Here is a 19,361-nt window from a genome sequence, read left to right on the forward strand (position 1 = left end):
AGGAGTATCTATGAAAAAATTTATAAGCATCCTACTGGCAGGAGCCTTGGCCGCCGCTGCCCTTACCGGCTGTTCAAAAACCCCGGGCGGGGCAGTCTCCGGCAACACGCCCCTGGTCCTCAACGAAGTAGCCCACTCCATCTTCTACGCCCCACAGTATGCAGCCATTGAGCTTGGGTACTTTGAGGACGAAGGCATCGACCTGACTCTGGTCAACGGCGCCGGGGCAGACAAGGTCATGACCGCCCTTATCTCCGGCGATGCGCAGATTGGCTTCATGGGTTCCGAGGCCAGCATCTATGTGTACCAGGAAGGTTCCCAGGACTACGCCGTGAACTTTGCCCAGCTGACCCAGCGCGCAGGCAACTTCCTGGTGGGCCGCCAGCCGGAAGATAATTTCAAATGGGAAAACCTGAAAGGCAAGAAAGTCCTTGGTGGACGTGCGGGAGGCATGCCCCAGATGGTATTTGAGTATATCCTCAAAAAACACGGCCTTGACCCCAAGACAGACCTGACAATTGACCAGAGCATCAATTTCGGGCTGACCGCTGCTGCATTTACCAGCGACGACGCTGACTACACCGTGGAATTTGAACCGTTTGCAACCACCCTGGAGAGCGAAGGCAGCGGAAGCGTAGTGGCATCCCTTGGAACGGAATCCGGCTACGTGCCCTATACCGCATATTGTGCAAGGAAGAGTTATATGGAGAAAAATCCGGAGTTAATCCAGAAGTTCACAAATGCCATCCAAAAAGGCATGGACTACGTGAACTCCCACTCAGCCGAAGAAATCGCCAAGACCATCGCCCCCCAGTTCAAGGAGACCCCGGTAGACAAAATCGCCACTATCGTAGGCCGCTACAAGGACCAGGATACCTGGAAAGATGACACTGTATTTGAAAAGGAAAGCTTTGAACTTCTGGAAAATATCTTAGAAGAGGCAGGCGAGCTGTCACAGCGCGTTCCCTATGAAGATCTTGTTACTACACAGTTCTCACAGGAAGCAGCAAAATAACGGATGGATCCCTGAGTAAATTTAAGGACATTATCAACCCATACGATTCATTCTTTACGAATGCTATTGGGATAAAATGATGTAAAAATGAGCATGATGTAAGATTAGCATGATATAAAATAATATAAAGTAAGCATAGTGCATGATAAGCATGTTGTTAATACAAAATAAGCGTGTTGTTAAGTAAGCATAATAAGATAAACGCAATATAATATAATCGCAGATTAAGATAAACAGAATCAGATAAACATAAAAGGAAGGGAATCTTCTTGGCTTTCACAAGAAAATCCCCTTCCTTTTTACACGCACACATATAAAGGCCGAAAACCGGCATTTAAAATAATACCCGCCCTGACAGAGTATACACCAATATAGGAAATGCCTATATCCGGCTTTCCACACACACCCCTATCCTTTCATTCCCCGGCATCCTGGCTTCCGCCTTCTGTATCCCCATCCCCCATCATCATAAGTCTTCCTTTGAAACCGGAAGACATCTTAAGGGCAGGATACCTGGCCTGATAGAGGGCTATGGCCTCATCTGCCTTTTTCTTATTCATGGTGAACCCATATTCATTTCCATCCGCCGTGGTGCACACCAATTCTTCACTGGTCCCGCGCCCAACCCTCTGCACCCGGAAACAAACCTTTTTAAGTTCCTGGTTCACCAGGATTACAGGCTTACCCGTTATTCCATATGAGAAGTCTTCGCCCAGCCAGAATGTGCCGCTTATCTTCCGGACCTTTTGGAAATCTTCATCCACCATTTGTCTGGTTATGTTTTTGTGGCTGTCCAGAAATACCTGTACTGCTTTTATATGGTCCTTACCCAGAATCGGAGCCAGGATAAAAAGCCCCAAACACAGGATGACAGCCCCAAGACCAGTGGTTCCCATGGCACTGGAGGGCGACTGGTTATCCAATATACCGGCCCAAAGGTAATAGCTCTCATTTTCAGATGGCAGATTGAAACTGCTGACAGTCCTGTCAAAATATGTTTTTCCATCATCCTTCAGTTTTTTCAAGGTTCCTTCCACATGCATCCCAATAGGCGGCACAGGACGGACACCGCTTAAGTAATCCCAGGTCTCGTCCATGATCCGGTCCATTTCCGCCTCCATTTTCGCGGAAACGCGGACAGGGACAGGTCCAGCCTCCTCGTCCAGCACCAGATAATATACGCTGCTCTTGGACCGTACTCCATAGCGGGTGCGGTAGCTTTCCATGAAAACGTCCAGCACATAATCTATATCAAAGCTTACATATTCCTCTCCCGCCTGTTCTGTCCGGTACACCTCCCGAAGCGGAATTGCCCCACGGAAATATTTCATCAGATAGCTGCCTATCAATACTACCATACCTATTCCAAGGGCAGTTATAATCAGCCCTATGGGCACCCTGGAACGCAGCATGCCTTTCCTGAATTCAGTTTCCACTGTTCTCCTGTCCGTTGTTTCATGTTCCATACCATTCCCCCCTCATCCTATCCCGGCAGCACCGCGCCTCCGGCAGTGTCAATCCCGGGACAACGGCTCTCCAATTCCTCCTGGAGCGCCCTGGCTGCTTCCAGTGATGTCTCTGCCCATGCGTTTTTTCCATCCATGTTCTTCAGATTGATGGTCAGATAATGCGCCTGTTTACTGGTGTTCCCAACTTTAACATAGTATGTATTATCCTGCAGGTAAGCTTCTTTAAGATGGCTGAGTTTCAGTATATTGGGCGCATTGCTGCCGTAAAGGCAGATATAATCCCTGGTTAATATCCCTTTCTTCTGCCCGGTTGTAAATGACTTCAGCTTCCCAAGATGATTCAGGATCAAGGTGTCCGGCTCCATGGCCTGTTTATCAAATTCCCGTATCTCCTGTTCGCTTAAGCCGCCTGCCTTGGCAAAAAAGCGGATCCAGTCATCCACGGTTTTCCTCATGTCTTTTGTTATGAAAAAGATAACCGCTCCAAATAGCAGGACCAGCAAAAGAAAAAAGACGCAAATCCCAATTCCAACCCCCAGCATATTTTCCTCTGCATCCCGGATTATCTCCAATGTCCTGTTTATGGACCAGGCCAGGCCAGCAATACTCCCTGCCAGAAATGCAATCATGAAAAACATGCCCAGCCCCGCATTGACTCCTTTTAGGGATTTCTTGTAAGCCTTGAACACAGAGCCTTCCGGATAATTTTTCTTCATGAAGTCTTCATTCATAAACTCCATGTATGGTTCTTTGTTTTGAGCCGTCATATAGTATTTCCTCCTTTTCCATACCTTTCCAGGGTATCCTTTGATGGCAGAATCACTTCGGAATCCACACAGATATAAAAGGATACTGCCTTAGTACTACCTTAATTAGCGGTGAATAAAGCGCCCGTTAATTACGCACAGCCGACGGAAAGCAATTTTCAAACACGCTCTGGTTTTATTATACGGATTTAGCATCAAAAAACAATTGGCACAGCATAAACCGTACTATTTCGACACAAAAAGCAGGGCGGTTCATTCAGAAACCTCCCGCAGATTGATTTCCTGAATAAACCGTCCTGTCTCTTCACGGTAACTATAGCATCCCTGATATTTATCAACAATACCACGGATAGTCTCCATGCCAAATCCATGATACCGATTCTCCGGTTTTCTGCTTTCCAGATTAGGATTGTCCCTCATCACGGACCCGGAAATGGTATTTTCCATGAAAATTTCTGTTGTTCCTTCCTCCTCCCTCACCACCAGTTCCAATTCCCGTCCTGTCCCCGCCTCCATACAGGCCTCGATTCCATTGGAAATCAGGTTATACAAAAGAGTTCCCATGTCCATGCTGTCAATCCTGTCCTGTCTGCCCATGACCACGTACCGGAACCGGATTCCCTTTTCCCGGCATTCCTGAACAGCCTTAATCAAGGCTGCATTTAGCCCCTCATTCCCTGTATCCTGTGGCAGTTCCGGATAATTGCCCAAATCTGCCCCCATGCGTTCAATGTAATCGGCCGCCTCGCCGTACCGCTCCTTTGTCACAAGGCGGTACAGCACATTCAGACGTCCCTTCATATCATGACGAAGATGGTTTACCTCCCGGCCCATTCTGTATAAATCCTTTATCTGTTCCTCCTGCTGGAATCTGGTTTCCCTTCTGAATTCCGTCTCACACTGCTCCCTCCGGTATTGCTCCAGACGGTGATAAAAGCTTCCAATGAGAACTATCACCCCTAAGATTCCCGCCAGCATACAAAGGGATAAAAAATATCTCCCCCTCTGGTCCAGTCTGCCTTCCTCCAGAAGAAACATTCCCAGAATCAGAATAAACATGCAGAAAAATGTACCTGCCAGCATTCCATCCTCTGCCTGTCCCATCCCCTTTTTCTGTCCGTACAAAGCCAGGGCTGCCCGTCCCATGGAGAATTTAAGGGCGCATCCCGCCAGCATCGGAAACACAACAGCCTTCCGGTCCATGACCAGCAGCGTATTAAGACTACTGCCCGTGATAATCCCCATTGCCCCATACATCATGTAGGAACTGCTGATGGCTACCAATACCCATAGAAAGCTGTGGACAAGGATCCTTTGCATTTTCCCATTCAGTGCAATGAAGCCATAGGCTGCCAGCACCACCCCATAACTGATTCCCAGGCACCCTTCAAAAGCCGCATGACGGTTGAGCAGGGCCATGATTCCATAATAGGCAGTACATCCGCCTGCAAACAGCATGATTCGGGCAGCGCCGGAATATTTCTTTTCAAAACCATGATCCATATATTCCACAGCCATGATGGTGGACAATACATCAATCACATAACTGGCTACCGCGCTTCCTTCCATATTCCATCATCATCTCCTTTACCCCTTTTCTTCTGTCCCTTCCCACAGGAACAACCATACCATTTTTAAGGACAGCGTCCATTTTCCCTATCTGGGAAACATGGGACTGATTCACCAGGTAATTCCGGTGGATACGGATAAAACCATACGCCTTCAGTTCCTCCTCCACAGGCTTCAGGCTCCCATAGACAGAGTACTCTGCGCCGCCGGACATCCTGTATGTCAATGTGTGGCCATTGCATTCTATGTACAAGATATCCCGCAAAAGCACCTCCCCCGCCCCAAAGCCGCCCTGGATTTTATAACTGATTTTCCTGCGGGCCGTCACCTGAAAATATTTCTGCAGCGCCCGGTTCATATCCCGTTTTAAAAGTCCCTTCCTTACAAACCACAGAGGCATATACTCATGGGAGTCAAAAACCCAGCTCTCATGGCTGGATACAAATATAAGCCTGGTTTCCGGGCAGCTGGCCCCCAACTGCCCTGCCAGCCAGAAACCATCCTTCCCCGGCATCTCAATATCAAGAAACGCCAAATCAAAAGGCTGTTTAATCCCCGCCTCATATAATCTGCAGCTATCGGTAAACAGGCTTATCTGCAAATCCATGGCTCCTGGCAGCCCCTCAATATATGCTTTTATTTCCTCTTCAATCTGCTCCAGATATTCCCTGTCATCATCGCAGACAGCCACACGAAGTATCTCCACGGGATTACCCCCTCTTTTATTCTTATATCCATGGGCCAAGGTGGTACTTATGGCTGGGTTGACCTGGCTGGATTGGACCTGGCTGGGTTGGATAATGCTGGACTGGATAATGCTCTGGATTGGATAATGCTGGATTGGCTATATTGAACTGGATTGGTTTAGTTTAGACCGGATTGTTTTACCAGCACGCCCTTATCTTTTCAATCAACAGCCAACATGACCCTCCAGTCCGCCCACGGCCTGTTTCACACTGATACCTGTTACCTTCCCCTTAATAGTTCCCTATCCTCATGCCCTTCCCTTTAAGCCAGCAGCTGGTATTTGATGTTCCGCTCCTTTAAACAGCATCCGGCTTTCTTAATTTCCAGCTTTTCATTATTCACCATACATCAACATCTCAGTGGTTCATGTCAATGCATATTTTCATAAATAATCCTACCCGTCCTGCCTATAGGCGGTTAAGACATACTACTTCATTATAAAATAGGGTGCGGAGACATGCAATACCTGGTTTTTAGAGAAAATACAGGTTAGCTTATACTACCCCTGAAACAGGAGCCCTTCTGTCACTCACATTTTTTTGCCAGGGAAATGGCGGCGTATCCTGCTGGTCAAATACATACATAAAAAGCAGGGCATCAGAACACCTGCCACCTGCTTTTAATTATACTTCGTTTTAAATTTTGGATGGACCGCAGGACAGAAGGGATAATAGAGCCAGAAGGAACTTAAATCCTTCCGGCTCCGTGGTTTTTATCTTTAATTGTTACGTATTTAGGACCGCTAAATAAATCCACTTCACACATAGCTGGCTGTCAATGACTGTACAGCGCGGGGTTTTTCCTTTCATTGCGCTCACTTAAAAATTAGAGAAAAACGGTCCCGGCCACTCATAGTATCCATATTCATAGCTGCTCATATCCGGCTGATTGTATCCGGCTGATTGCATTTCATCAATCAACAGAACTGCTTTCCTCCATAATATCAAAAAATCCCCGGAGCATTGTCATGTTCAACGTTTTGCCAAATCTCCGGGGATGGATAATCAGTTCCACCTTCACAGGCCGCCACAGGGACCAATCCGCTGCAGGGGCCTGTCCACTGCAGAAACCCGTCCGCTACAGAAACCCGTCCACTACAGAAACCCGTCCACTGCAGAAACCCGTCCGCTACAGAAACCCGTCCACTGCAGAAACCCGTCCACTGCAGGAACCCGTCCACTGCAGAAACCCGTCCGCTGCAGAAACCCGTCCGCTGCAGGAACCCGTCCGCTGCAGAAACCCGTCCACTGCAGGGGCCTGTCCACCCAACATACCTCTTCCCCCTGTTTTTCTTACTTTCCCTTGTTTTCTTACTCCCCCCGCTTCCCCCTTACCAGCCACAAAGCCACTCCCACCGCCAGCACACCTCCGGCCAGTTTTCCGCACACCATGGCCCCAATCCGTTCCGGCGCAACCGCGGAACAAAATCCCAGATGGTCGCCCAATGTAAATGCAGCGCAGGTGGCAAATGCGAAGTTAAGCACCTTACCCCGTTCATCCATGTCCTTTACCATTGCCATCATTGGAACATTATTAGCCAGGGTGGAGAGGAATCCGGCCATGGCAGTTTCATTGACACCCAGGTATCTTCCCGCCCTGCCAAGAGGACCCTTCAGATATCTGCGGATCACCGCCATCATGGGATATGCGCCGGACAGCATGACGGCAATGCTCCCAAGGATGACAAAGGAGTCTTTTAAAGGCGCCATCCCTTTTACAACCGTTATCCCTGTCATTTCCTGTGCGGCGGCTGTTATCAATGCCAGGGTAATGACCACTACCACACTTCTTCCAAACAGTACAAAGAAGCGGATTGTCTGATCTGGGAACCAGAACAATCCGGCGGCCAGAACCAGGGCAGCCAGGATTACGGGCAGCAGGTTAAGCAACAGTATGCCCACAGGCAGTCCCAGCAGCAGGCCTCCGGCCAGACAGCCGGCAGGCAGTGCAATAAGGCCCGCCATGGTGCCCATTGCCATGGATCCGTAGTCTTCTTTTCTAATAATGGTCAATGCCACCGGAACGCTGAAGGTCACGCTGGCTGCCAGCATGGACGCCACTATCAGGGCCGCGAAGTCGGCTGCCAGCCCATCCGTTGTCATGGCATGGGCCAGCGGATAACATCCAGTATCAACCGGTATCAGGAGGGCCGGGGCCATGGCCGGGTTAATCCCTGCTTTTGCAGCCAAAGGTCCCACCACGCCGGACAGCCATCCAGAAAGCAGCGGGGACAGACTGGTGATGCCCGCCATGGTTAAGGCAAGCGGCCCCAGGGCGTGGAAACCATTTTCAAATTCCTGTCCCAATCCAAGACGGTTGCCGGCGATTTTATCCAAACCGCCGGCAACCAGGAACAGGGCCATTATAAACACGATGCCCTTTGATAGTATCATACAGTTAAACTCCTACGCTGACGCTTTCCGGCAGTGTGCTTCCTCCGTCGATGACGGACTGGGTACCTGTCAGATAGCTGGATTCATCCGATGCCAGGAAGGCTGCCAGTTCCCCCACCTCTGTGGGTGCGGCCAGCCGTCTCATGGGGATTGCCTTTGCCATTTCAGTCAGAACGGATTCCGGATTCTCAGGATCTGACTGACGGGCAATGCTCTCAGCCATGGGAGTACGCACATAACCCGGACAGATGGCGTTGACACGGATGCCGGAACCGGCGAATTCCACAGCAAGGGACTTGGTAAATCCCACCAGTGCTGCTTTGGAAAGGGCGTAGGCTGTCTCCCCCGGGTCCGCTACCATGTCCCCGGTCACGGAAGACATGATGACAATCCTTCCGTCTCCCCGTTTCACCATTCCGGGAAGTACGGCTTTTGTCACATTCCATACCCCTTTTATATTGATGTCAATATGGAAATCCCTGTCCGCGTCACTCATTTCCAGGAAGTTACCAAGCCTGCACACGCCTGCATTGTTGACCAGTATATCGATTTCCCCCATCTGCTGCGTTCCCTCCGCAACAGCCGCCGCCACCTGGGCAGCATCACGCACATCAGCCTGGACCGCCGCGCAGGGATATCCCTGGGATTTTAGTTCTTCCGCCAGTGTTTTGGCTTCCGGGGACACATCTAAAAGAATCAGCCTGGCCCCATGTTTTGCAAAAATTTTTACAATCCCTTCCCCAATTCCCCGTGAAGCGCCTGTAATCAGCGCAGTCTTACCTGTAAGTTTTCCCATATTCCTATTCTCCTTACCTGAAAATGCCGCACAGGCGGCATTTTCATTCATCTTCATCCATCTCTATCTGTCCGCATCTGTCACCATCAGTTTTTACCGATCATCGGCCTGTCGTGGATATATCATTCCACCGCAGACCCATCATTCCACCGCAGGACCCATCATTCCACCGCAGACCCATCACTCCGCCACAGCCCCATCACTCCGCCACAGCCCCATCACTCTACCGTAGACATATCAATATCATGCCCCAGCGCAATGGCCTCCTCAATAATCTTCACAGCAGAGCTAAGTCCGATGCCGAATCTGCACGCGCCTCTTTTATACATCTTTAAGAGAGTGTTCAGATCCCGGACGCCCCCTGCAACCTTCACCTTTGCACGGTCCCCTACCGTTGCCTTAATCAGTTCCACGTGATGGAGGCTGGTAGGCTCTTTGGAAAATCCGGTTCCGGTCTTAACATAGTCCGCGCCGCCTTCAATACACAGCTCGCATGCCTTTACAATCTCCTCATCCGTCAGAACCATTGCTTCGATGATTACTTTCAGGGAGGTCCCCCTGGTTGCTTCCCTGACCGCCTTGATGTCCTCCAGGACCTTGTCATACAGTCCGGCCTTCAGCCAGCCCACATTCATGACCATATCATTTTCCACCGGGTTCAGCTTCATGAAATCATGGGCCAGATACACCTTGGTCTCTGTGGATTCCTGGCCGGATGGGAATGCAAGGGAGGTTCCAAACGCCGTGTTGGTGCCCTTTAACATCTCCACCAGCTGCGGATAATAGCATGGCCAGCAGAAACAGGAACCGAAGTCATATTTCCTGCATGCCTCGACCATGGCCTCAACATCCCGGATTGTGGTGTCCAGCTTTAAAACGCTGGGGTCCATCATGTAAGCGATATCCTTTACTGTCAATACGTCTTTTCTGTACTCTTTCATTTTCTTTGCCTTTCTTTCTATGTGAATTTTTATAACGTTCCTCAGGTATGCAGCTCCGTAAGCTTGCCCATCTTCTTGCGTATCTCCACAAACCTCTGTGTATATGGCTTGTTGAATGCCACGCATCCCACCGGCTGCTGGCGTATCATCAGTTCCTCGCAGTTCATGCACTGGGTACAGTATTTGATTTCATTTTCCCGGCCCTCCATCAGCTTTAACGGGGTCAGGGGATCAGCAAAGGACTGGCGTCCCAGGCCCACCATATCCATCATGCCGTCCTCAATGCATCTGGCGCCCATTGCAAAGAGGGAGGATTTCTCCGGTTCAATGGACAGCAGCTTATTCTTCCCTCCGCGGAAGGAGGAGAAATGGGAACCGATGACAACAGTCTCAGGCTTCAGGGCCTTCTTCATCAGGTCCGCAAAGTAAATGTGCAGATAGGAAAAGTATGGATCATTGGTAGCTGCCTCCATGAAACTCATGCTGCAGTGGACATTGCCCAATGATTCCACAAAATAGGATGCCCCCATCTTCTCCAGGCCCTGAATCAGGTCTATTGGCTCCGTCATGTCCATCAGGGGGGAATCCGGGCCGGCTGAACCGAATCCTCCGGGGAACCCCTCCCACATGGACATCTTGGAACCGATAAGGAAGTTCCTGTCATAGTTAACCGCTTTCTGGATCCGCTCCATCAGGTCATAGGCGAATGCGGAACGCCTCTCCCAGGAGCCCCCGTATTTCCAGTTCCTGTCATTATAGGGGCGGATGATCTGGGAACCCAGGTATCCGTGGCACAGCTTCATGTCCACACCGTCCGCGCCCACGTTCTGGCAGATTTTTGCTGCCAGGGCAAACTGGTCCATGATGTGGTCCACTTCCTCTTCTGTCAGGATGTCCCCTTCCAGCCCATGGACCGGCTTCACACAAACCCTTCTGGAAAATTCAGGCTCGCTGATTTCCCCGGAATGGGTCAGCTGGAACACAATCATGGTGTCCGGGTTTATTTCCTTCAGCCTGCGTATGAATTTCTCCAGGGCCTTTTCATTGCGGGGCATGATTTCCAGCTGCGTCTTCCTGGCCCTGCTTTCATTGGTTACTGTTATAGCCTCCAGGTCCACCAGGCCGAACCCTCCCTTGTACAGGTTCTCATACCGCTCATAGGTCAGGTCCGTGGGATTGCCCTCTGCATCCGAGTCCACACACTCCATGGGCTGGGCAAAAAAACGGTTCCTGCACTCCCTGCCTCCAATCTTAATGGGCTGCAATAATGTCTCTTTATATCCCATACATCAAATTCTCCTTTTTATGATTTCATCCAAACATCTTTACTCCCGCCCGGCCTGCTTCTCACCGCTGGCCAGCTTCATGATATTCTCCTCCGTATACTCCTCAAAGGAAAGCTCCCCGGTCACCGTCCCTTCATGCATGACCATGATGCGGTCCGAGACAGCCATGATTTCAGGCATTTCCGAGGAAATCATGATGATGCTAACCCCGGCGTTTGCCAGTTTATCCATTAACAGGTAAATCTCATACTTTGCCCCCACATCGATTCCCCTGGTCGGCTCGTCCAGGATCAGTATCCTGCATTGGGATGCCAGCCATTTGGATAAGACCACCTTCTGCTGGTTGCCTCCTGAGAGGAATTTGCAGACCTTGAATATATCCGGCGCCGCGATTTTTAGTTCCTGCATGTACTGGTTTGCCAGCCTTGTCTCCTCTTTCCCCTTCATGAACCCGTTGGAGGACACACGTTTTGGGGAGGCGATGGCAATGTTATCCTTGATTGTCTGGTTCAGGAACAGCCCCTGGGCCTTCCTGTCCTCTGTGGCGAATCCCATGCCGAGTTCCACGGCCTGGCATGGGTGGGTGATGTGCACGGTCTTCCCAAAGAGCTTAAGCTCCCCGGAATGTACCTTGTCCGCCCCGAATATGGCCCGCATGACCTCGGTCCTTCCAGCGCCCACCAGCCCCGAAAAGCCCAGGATTTCCCCTTTGTGAAGGGAAAAGGATACATTGTGGAAATGCTCCCCGCCCAAGTCCCTTGCCTCTAATACCACTTCCTGCGGCAGGACCCTGTGGCGCGGCGGGAACGTGTCTTTCAGATCCCGCCCAATCATCTTTCCGATGAGCCAGTCCTTATCCACATCCGCAATGTTGGCGCAGTCCACAAATGCCCCGTCCCTCAGTACCGTAATCCTGTCGCAGATTTCAAACAGTTCCTCCAGCCTGTGGGATATGTAAATCACCGTAATATTGTCCTGCTTCAGCTTCCGGACAATTTCAAACAGCACGTCAATCTCTTTCTGGGTCAGGCTGTCCGTGGGTTCGTCCATGACAATAATCTTTGCATGATAGGAAACCGCTTTTGCAATATCTATCATCTGCTGCTGGGCAACGCTTAGGTTCCTCACCGGAACATGGTAATCCGGGATGGTGCCCGCGCTTACATAGTCCAGCCATTTTTTTGCAAACGCTTCCTCCTCTTTCTTTTTAATAAACTGGTTTTTGTGAATCTCATGTCCAAGCATCAGATTCTCAACCGCATTTAAATCCGGGATCAGGCTCAGCTCCTGGTAGATGATGGCAATCCCCTTATCGATGGCATCCTGAGGCTTGTGGAAATGCATTTCCTTCCCAAAAATGCGTACAGTCCCACTATCTGCCTGGTAAACACCAGCCAGAACCTTCATAAGGGTTGATTTTCCTGCGCCATTCTCTCCGATGAGAGCGTGTATCTCTCCTTCCTTTACCTTCAGGTCCACATGATTTAAGGCGGTCACTTTGGAAAATGTCTTGGTAACGTCAAGCATTTCCAATGCGTATTCGCTCATATGCTCACCTCGGATTATTTGTTTTTCTTCTGAATCAATACTGCCACCAGAATAATGAGACCCTTAATGACAATCTGAAGATAAGGATTCACTCCCAGCAGGTTCAGGATATTATTCATCACCGCCATGATCAGCACGCCTGCCAGGGTACAGATCAGGGAACCGCGCCCTCCTGCCATGGAGGTGCCGCCGATGACAACCGCGGCAATGGCGTCCATGTCATACCCGGTGCTGCCGTTGGGCTCGCCTACCCGGACCCTGGCTGCCAGCATCACGCCTGCAATGGCCGCGGTCAGGCCGCAAAGCCCGTATGCCATGATTTTGTGGAACTTCACCTTTACGCCGGAGAGCCTGGCTGCCTCGGAATTGCTGCCGATGGCGTAGATATGCCGTCCAAATACGGTCTTGTGGAGCAGTATCATGAATATGACCATGATGACCGCATAAAGCACCACCGCGTAGGGGATGACTCCCCCCAAGGACTTGGAACCAAAGGTGGACCAGAACTTGGAAACCGAGCCTCCCGGCGCCCCGTTGGTATAGATATAGTTCAGGCCCTTTAACACCTGGCCCGTGCCAAGGGTGATGATGAAAGCCTCCACGCCCCTGCATACAATGATACTGCCGTTAACCAGTCCGATGACAAATCCAAAGAACATCACCAGCAGGACAGGTCCTATGTAAACGCCGGTTCCGCCTGCTGCCACATACGGTTCCATCATCCTTGCCATCACGCAGGCCGCAATTGCCATGGTACTTGTAACGGAAAGGTCAATCCCTCCCACCAGCAGCACCATGGTCATACCGATGCTGACCACACCGACAATGGATGCCTGCCGCAGTATATTGGTAATATTTTTAAATGTCGGAAAGATAGGTGATATGATGCTTGCAATTACCAACAGGATGATCAGCGCTATGTACGGACCGCTGACCGGATTATTCAGTATCCTCTTCACCATTCCGGATCCACTTTTTTCTTTCATGTTCGTAATGTCCCCCTTATAGGCTTATTTATAAAGTATGACCCGTTCTTTCGCCTCAGGGCTTACCAGAACTTTGACCAGTTTCGGGTTCTTGCGGATTTCATTGACCGCATCCTCCAGTTCCTCCAGGGGAACAATCATGGAAATCAGGGGCATGGGATTGATACGGCCATATTTAAGCAGTGTCAGCGCATCGCCCCAGTCATATCCGATTCCGGCGCAGCTTCCGCTGACCTTCTTTTCCTCCAGCACGAATTGCACCGGCGGCAGGCTGGCGTAGTCGTCATCCGCACAGATTCCGAATGCCTCCACCTTTCCGCCTCTTCTGACCATCTGGAAAGCCTGCTCATATGTTTTGGAGTTCCCCACTGCTTCCAGAACAAAGTCGGCCCCCACGCCGTTGGTCAGCTTCATGACCTCCCCCACCACGTCCGGGGTTTCCTTGAAGTTAATGACATGGTCCGCCACCATTTCCCTGGCCATCATAAGGCGGTCCTGATTGCCGTCAATGACAATCACAGGCGCCGCGCCCCGCAGCTTCGCAAGACAGGCATGGATGATGCCGAGGCCCGCGCCGATGACCACCACGCTCCTTCCCATGACGCAGTCCATTTTCCTGGATGCGTTAAGACAGGCCGTAAGCGGTTCTACAAATGCAGCCTTTTCATCCGACACCCCGTCCGGGACCACATACACATTCTTCCACGGCACCTTTACATATTCTGCGAACCCGCCGTCCACATGGATCCCAATCTGCTTAAAATCCGTACACAGAAGGGGTTCCCCAATCCGGCAGTGATAACAGGTGCCGCAGGGCTTACAGATATCGCAGGTCACCCTGTCCCCTGGCTTTAACCCCTGGGCGCCAGCCCCCACTTCCTCAATGGTGCCATAGAATTCGTGGCCCGTAATCAGGGGCAGGCACGCCACCTCGTCCGCATATTTCCCTGTATAGGAACCCCAGTCGGAACCGCAGATCCCGCAGTATTTAATCTTAATCAGTACTTCGTCATCCGATATCTCCGGTACCGGTACTTCTGAAAATTCATAGTGATATGGTCTTGTAAGAACCTGTGCCCTCATTTTCCTCATGATAATCTTCTCCTTTATTTTGTGAACAGTGCGTCGCTGCGGCCCTCGTAGGGCGCGTCAATCATCAGCGGACGCAGGAACTCAATGGTTTTCTTCACGCCGTCCCCGCGGCTCATGATCACATCCTCATGCTCATAGTTAAACACACCGTCATATCCTGTGATGAACAGTTCGCTGATCAGGCGCTTCCAGTCCACGTCGCCCCATCCCGGTATGCGGAAACGGAAGGAGCGGTCCAGACGGCCCCACCCGTCCTGCATGTACATGTTAAGCCCGCCCTTCGCCAGGTTGTGGTACACAATTTCACAGTCCTTTGCATGGACCAGGGCTATCCGTCCTCTCAGTTCATCCACAAATGTCTGGATGTTCACTCCTGAGAACAGGATATTGGCCGGGTCCAGGTTGATTGCAAATGCCGGATGGTAATCCACCACCTCCAGCAGGCGCAGGGCTGACTGGGTATCGTAAACCACGTTGTTGGGATGTGGTTCAAATGCAACCTTGATACCGTATTCCCGGTACTTATCCATGACCCTGCCCCATTTTACCGCAAACTGCTCCTCTTCGTACTTCCATCCATCAGGCTCCGGCCAGTCATTGATATGCCCGTAGTTCTCCATGCCGGAAAATGCAACCACCGCCGGAACCCCCAGCTCCGCAGCCAGCTGTGCGGAGCGTATCATGCTTTCTGTGCCGAAACGGATTTTCTCCTCCCTTGTCCCCTTGCAGGAAGAGACAGTCCCGTCACTGTAAGGCCCCATGATCAGCGGGGAGTCCGCATGATTACTCAGGGAAGCAATGCTCAGGCCGTAACCCTCCACCATTTTCTTCAGTTCCCCTGCCCTGTGGTTCTTTAAAATGTCCTCTGCATCCACCTGGCCGTTTCCCACATAGGCCGGCAGCTCCACGCAGTCATAGCCATTATCCGCCGCAATCTTAAGGACTTCCTCCAGCGGCTTTTCCGAATAATTCACAACACAAAATCCAATCTTCATCTATGTACCCCCTATGCGGTAATTCATATGTTCTGATTCATATGCTCTTAGCATCCAGTTCCATTTAATAAGTCCAGTCATAATCGTCCCCGTCGGGAATCAGATAATCGTCCACATTGTCCTTTGTGACCACGATGGAATCCATCATCACATCCTTTTCCTCAGGACCTTTTCCCTCGATACAGTCAATGGCCACGTGAAGGGCGTCCACGCTGGCCGCACATGGGAACTGGGTCAGGCCCACGCAGCTTCCGTCCTTGATCATCTTCACAACGCCGTTAATACCATCTGCATTTGTGAAAATGATGCCTTCCTGGTCGCGTCCCGCCTCCTTGATGGCATCCACGGCTCCCAATGTCACGCCGCCATCCTGTGAGATGAATCCGTCGATTTCCCCGGGGCCGAATTTGGCCAGGCAGTCTTCCATGAAGCTCTTGCCCTTGCTGACCTCAAAATCCGTATACTGCCTTGCAATGATCTTGATACCGGGATACTGTGAAAATACGGAGTCCTGTCCTTCCTTCTGGAAGTTGTCCGTACTGGAACCAGCCATGGTGTCCAGCGCAATGAGATTCCCCTTTGGCTCACCATAGCGCTCCGTCAGGGCTTCCACCAGCATCCTTGCGCACTCCGCGCCGTTCTGCTTATCCGAATATCCCACAAAATGTGTGTAATCCTCCGTGGTACATGTACGGTCAAAGATGATGACCGGGATTCCGGTTTCAAATGCAGCCTCAATACCTGGATTGGCCGCATCCTCAACACAGGGTGTGATTAGGATTGCATCCAGGTCCTGCTGGAGCATGGCTTCTATATTACTGTTCTGGGTGTTGGCATCATCATGGGCATCGGTTTCTATCAGCTCCACCCCCAGGCGGTCGCATTCATCCACCAGCATGTCACGCATCTTTACGCGCCAGCTGTTGGATATGGAGGCGTTGGCAAAACCGATCCTGTACTTTCTTCCGGCTTCTGTTCCGGTTTCTCTTCCGGCTCCTGCCCCGTCCTGTCCTTCTGTCCCTGAACCTCCTTTATCCTCTGTCCCGGATTTCTCCTGGACGGATGAAGCCGCCTCAGTCTTTGCCCCTGCATCCCCGGCCGCGGGCTGGCTTCCCGCGTTGCAGCCAGCCATGGAAGCTGCCATTGTCAATGCCATAAGAACTGCTAATGTTTTTTTCATGATAACCCTCTCTTTCTTTTTATCCCCGGACATCTGCGGAAATCCCCCTCGCGCCCAGTCAGTTAAATTTTTAACAAAAACGATGCTGATTTGGCCAAATCGTTAAAGAAAGTCTTTTTTCTTTCTTCGTTTTCGTCATTATAGCATATGTGTTTTCGTTTTTCAAGGCCTTTCCTTTCTTTTTCTTTTTTTATTTTTCGTTTTCTTTTGTTTTTATTTTTCTTTTTTTGTTGAAATTTTTCGTTTCTTATGTTATCTTTATAGTGAAAAATGTTTTGAAAGGGAGGGGCATGAATGTTTAAGGCAGAACGTCTACACCGTATTAAAGAAATCATCTTCGAGCGCAAACAGATAGATGTCGCCACTCTCAGCACTCTTTTAAATGTAACCGAAGTAACCATCCGGAATGATTTAGAACAATTAGAAAAAAGCGGCTTCCTCACCCGTTACCACGGAGGAGCCACCTTAAATACAGAGGTATTTCCAGAACAGCAGTTCCAGTCCGTGCACACGGACAGCCCTGCCATCCCTTACGATAAGGAAAAGGAAGAGGTGGGCCTGGCAGCCTCCCAGCTGGTTAAGGAAAAGGAATGGATTTTCCTCGGCCCCGGCACCACCAGCAGTTACATCGCAAAGGCGCTTTCCAGGCGCCAGAACCTGAATATCATGACCAATAACTTTCATGTTGCCAATATCTTCGGAGGCAATACCTCGGTCCAGCTGCTGTTCCTTGGCGGGCGGATGCAGAATTCCGGCATGTATACGGTGCCTGAGGACCTGAACAAGGAACTGGAACACATCTATCTGAGCAAATTCTTCTTTTCCGTGGATGCGGCCAGCATAGAAGGAGGATACACCCTGACGGACATGAATGTCTTAGACATCATCAAGGCCATATCGAGCCGCTGCAATGAAACCATCATGTGCATTGACAGCAAGAAGTTTGACCAGCGTTCCTTTATCCGTCTGGGGGATTTGACCTATACGTCCACCGTGGTGACCAACAACCACATTCCGCCGGAATATCACCAGTATTACATTGAACATGGAATACGGACATTTACCTCCTATGATTTAAAGCCGTTAAACTTATAAACTTCATGAGGACTGTTTATGGATAAATTCGTAGTTCGTATGACAAATGTTTGTGCAGGCCCGTTTCCGGAAAGCCATATGGACTTTGAGGCTGCGTCCGGGGAGATTACTGCCATTATCGGAAGCAACGGCGAGGGCAAGACCACCCTGGCCAAGGTCCTGGCGGGCATGATTCCCCGTATATCCGGGGACATATGGCTGGATGACAGGAAGCTGGACATCCACAGCATATCTTCCGCCCACAGGAACGGCATCTATCTCATGACCGAATCCCTCCAGCTCTTTCCCGGTAAAAGCATCATGGACAACCTCCTGCTGGGCATCGAGCAGCTTATTTTCCACAACCGGCTGTTTAACCCGCCCAAGGAAAAGAAGGAAGCCGTATGCCGCCAGGTCCTTAAGGAACTTGGGCTGGACCTGAATCTGGGACAGTCCGTGGACCATCTGTCCCAGGGTGAGAAATGCCTGCTTCAGATTGGACGGATCCTGTTATGCAGGCCCAGTATCCTCATTATGGATGAGTTCTCCGCCTCCCTCACTGTCTTAGAGACAAAGCGGATCATGAGCCTTTTGACCGGGCTGAAGCAGAAGAACATCTGCATCATCCTTATTTCCCATGAGTATTCCACGGTAATCCGTTATTGCGACCGCATTTCCCTGGTGGAACAGGGAAGGATTGCCGAGTCCTACTCCCGGGCTGAACTGGGGGATGAGGCCTTTGTCAGACGGGTCCTGACCTTTAAGAAGAACTTTTCATATCCGAAGCTGCCAAGGACGCCGGGACAGCCGCTCCTGACAGCCAGCCACATATCCAGCGGCATCATCAAGGATGTCTCATTCACCCTCCAGGAAGGGGAAATCCTTGGCATTGCCGGGGTAGTCGGCTCCGGCCGCACCACCCTCATCAATGCCATCATGAAGGAACGTCCCATTACCTCCGGCCGCCTGGTATATGCCCCTGCCCTGGACCGGGCCGGTGCGGTCAGCATCCTGCCCGGAGACTGCGGGGACCGCTCGCTGTTCTCCGGCAAGGACCTTACCTTTAACATCACCTCCTCCAACGTGCAGAAGGCCGCCCGGTTTTACATGGTTTCCGGCCATACCCTGGATCTGTATGCCCGGGATTACATGGACAGGCTGAGCATACGCAAGCCCTCCTGCCGTGTTCCCGTGGACCAGTTAAGCCAGGGTGAGATGCAGAAGGTGCTGATTGCCCGCTCCCTGTATCAGGACGCCAAGCTTTACATATTTGACGAGCCGTCCAGCAACCTGGACCTGACGTCCAAAAGCGAGCTTTACAATATATACAACGCGCTGCTGGCCCGGGGCGCCTCCATCATTCTGATTTCCTCGGATTTCTCAGAGCTGATCGGCATGTGCGACCGCATCCTGCTTTTAAAGGCAGGGGAACAGGTAGGGCTGTATCCGGCAGATGAAATCACTAATGATTTTTTATATTCTGTTCTGTAAGATAGGGGGATT

General features: G+C 50.8%; 17 protein-coding genes. 3 read left to right on the top strand and 14 right to left on the bottom strand.

The genetic code is table 11. From position 1 onward, the window contains the following. Positions 1-10: 10 nt before the first annotated feature. Positions 11-1,015: an ABC transporter substrate-binding protein gene (locus LK536_RS47650; protein ID WP_227796353.1), complete on the top strand. Its 1,005-nt coding sequence runs from the start codon at positions 11-13 to the stop codon at positions 1,013-1,015. Between the two features lie 416 nt (positions 1,016-1,431). Here LK536_RS47650 and LK536_RS47655 read toward each other — a convergent pair whose 3' ends face one another. The 14 genes from LK536_RS47655 to LK536_RS47720 form a co-directional block, all read right to left on the bottom strand. Further along, the gene (locus tag LK536_RS47655) at positions 1,432-2,481 is read right to left on the bottom strand and encodes a DUF6709 family protein (protein ID WP_227796354.1); all 1,050 of its coding nucleotides are present in this window, start codon (positions 2,479-2,481) and stop codon (positions 1,432-1,434) included. A 17-nt stretch (positions 2,482-2,498) separates the two neighbouring features. After that, positions 2,499-3,251 (bottom strand): hypothetical protein, encoded by a 753-nt coding sequence (locus LK536_RS47660; RefSeq protein ID WP_025482953.1) that lies wholly within the window; start codon positions 3,249-3,251, stop codon positions 2,499-2,501. Positions 3,252-3,503: 252 nt separating this feature from the next. Beyond that, complete coding sequence (locus LK536_RS47665; RefSeq protein ID WP_227796355.1) at positions 3,504-4,820, bottom strand: GHKL domain-containing protein; 1,317 nt, start codon at positions 4,818-4,820, stop codon at positions 3,504-3,506. Beyond that, positions 4,786-5,526, bottom strand: coding sequence for a LytR/AlgR family response regulator transcription factor (locus LK536_RS47670; RefSeq protein ID WP_227796356.1), 741 nt, complete (start codon positions 5,524-5,526; stop codon positions 4,786-4,788). Before LK536_RS47670 ends, LK536_RS47665 begins: the two co-directional genes overlap by 35 nt. A gap of 953 nt (positions 5,527-6,479) precedes the next feature. Next, the gene (locus LK536_RS47675; RefSeq protein WP_420315232.1) at positions 6,480-6,587 is read right to left on the bottom strand and encodes an AAA family ATPase; all 108 of its coding nucleotides are present in this window, start codon (positions 6,585-6,587) and stop codon (positions 6,480-6,482) included. Positions 6,588-6,877: 290 nt separating this feature from the next. Next, positions 6,878-7,960 carry an ethanolamine utilization protein EutH gene (locus LK536_RS47680; RefSeq protein ID WP_227796357.1) on the bottom strand — a complete coding sequence of 361 codons (1,083 nt, stop codon included), beginning with the start codon at positions 7,958-7,960 and terminating at the stop codon, positions 6,878-6,880. 4 nt (positions 7,961-7,964) lie between these two features. After that, positions 7,965-8,756 (bottom strand): SDR family oxidoreductase UcpA, encoded by a 792-nt coding sequence (ucpA, locus tag LK536_RS47685; RefSeq protein WP_025482961.1) that lies wholly within the window; start codon positions 8,754-8,756, stop codon positions 7,965-7,967. A gap of 218 nt (positions 8,757-8,974) precedes the next feature. Continuing rightward, positions 8,975-9,697 carry a deoxyribose-phosphate aldolase gene (deoC, locus tag LK536_RS47690; protein ID WP_162158513.1) on the bottom strand — a complete coding sequence of 241 codons (723 nt, stop codon included), beginning with the start codon at positions 9,695-9,697 and terminating at the stop codon, positions 8,975-8,977. A gap of 41 nt (positions 9,698-9,738) precedes the next feature. After that, the gene (locus LK536_RS47695; RefSeq protein ID WP_227796358.1) at positions 9,739-10,983 is read right to left on the bottom strand and encodes an oxidoreductase; all 1,245 of its coding nucleotides are present in this window, start codon (positions 10,981-10,983) and stop codon (positions 9,739-9,741) included. Positions 10,984-11,022: 39 nt separating this feature from the next. After that, on the bottom strand, positions 11,023-12,531 hold the full coding sequence (locus LK536_RS47700; RefSeq protein WP_120056840.1) for a sugar ABC transporter ATP-binding protein: 1,509 nt from the start codon (positions 12,529-12,531) through the stop codon (positions 11,023-11,025). A gap of 14 nt (positions 12,532-12,545) precedes the next feature. Further along, positions 12,546-13,517, bottom strand: a complete 972-nt coding sequence (locus tag LK536_RS47705) for an ABC transporter permease (protein ID WP_034576220.1) — start codon at positions 13,515-13,517, stop codon at positions 12,546-12,548. A gap of 24 nt (positions 13,518-13,541) precedes the next feature. Next, positions 13,542-14,609, bottom strand: coding sequence for a zinc-dependent alcohol dehydrogenase (locus tag LK536_RS47710; protein ID WP_130789514.1), 1,068 nt, complete (start codon positions 14,607-14,609; stop codon positions 13,542-13,544). 14 nt (positions 14,610-14,623) lie between these two features. After that, on the bottom strand, positions 14,624-15,604 hold the full coding sequence (locus LK536_RS47715) for a sugar phosphate isomerase/epimerase family protein (protein WP_120056841.1): 981 nt from the start codon (positions 15,602-15,604) through the stop codon (positions 14,624-14,626). Positions 15,605-15,668: 64 nt separating this feature from the next. Then, complete coding sequence (locus LK536_RS47720) at positions 15,669-16,784, bottom strand: substrate-binding domain-containing protein (RefSeq protein ID WP_227796359.1); 1,116 nt, start codon at positions 16,782-16,784, stop codon at positions 15,669-15,671. A gap of 294 nt (positions 16,785-17,078) precedes the next feature. On the opposite strand from LK536_RS47720, the gene LK536_RS47725 reads away from it, so the two are divergent. Then, the gene (locus LK536_RS47725) at positions 17,079-17,879 is read left to right on the top strand and encodes a DeoR/GlpR family DNA-binding transcription regulator (protein WP_120056843.1); all 801 of its coding nucleotides are present in this window, start codon (positions 17,079-17,081) and stop codon (positions 17,877-17,879) included. 18 nt (positions 17,880-17,897) lie between these two features. Beyond that, entirely contained in the window at positions 17,898-19,349 is a 1,452-nt protein-coding gene (locus LK536_RS47730) for an ATP-binding cassette domain-containing protein (RefSeq protein ID WP_227796360.1), read from the top strand. Positions 19,350-19,361 lie beyond the last annotated feature (12 nt).

The organism is Clostridium pacaense, from assembly GCF_020709765.2.
GTDB classification, from domain to species: Bacteria; Bacillota; Clostridia; order Lachnospirales; family Lachnospiraceae; genus Enterocloster; species Enterocloster hominis.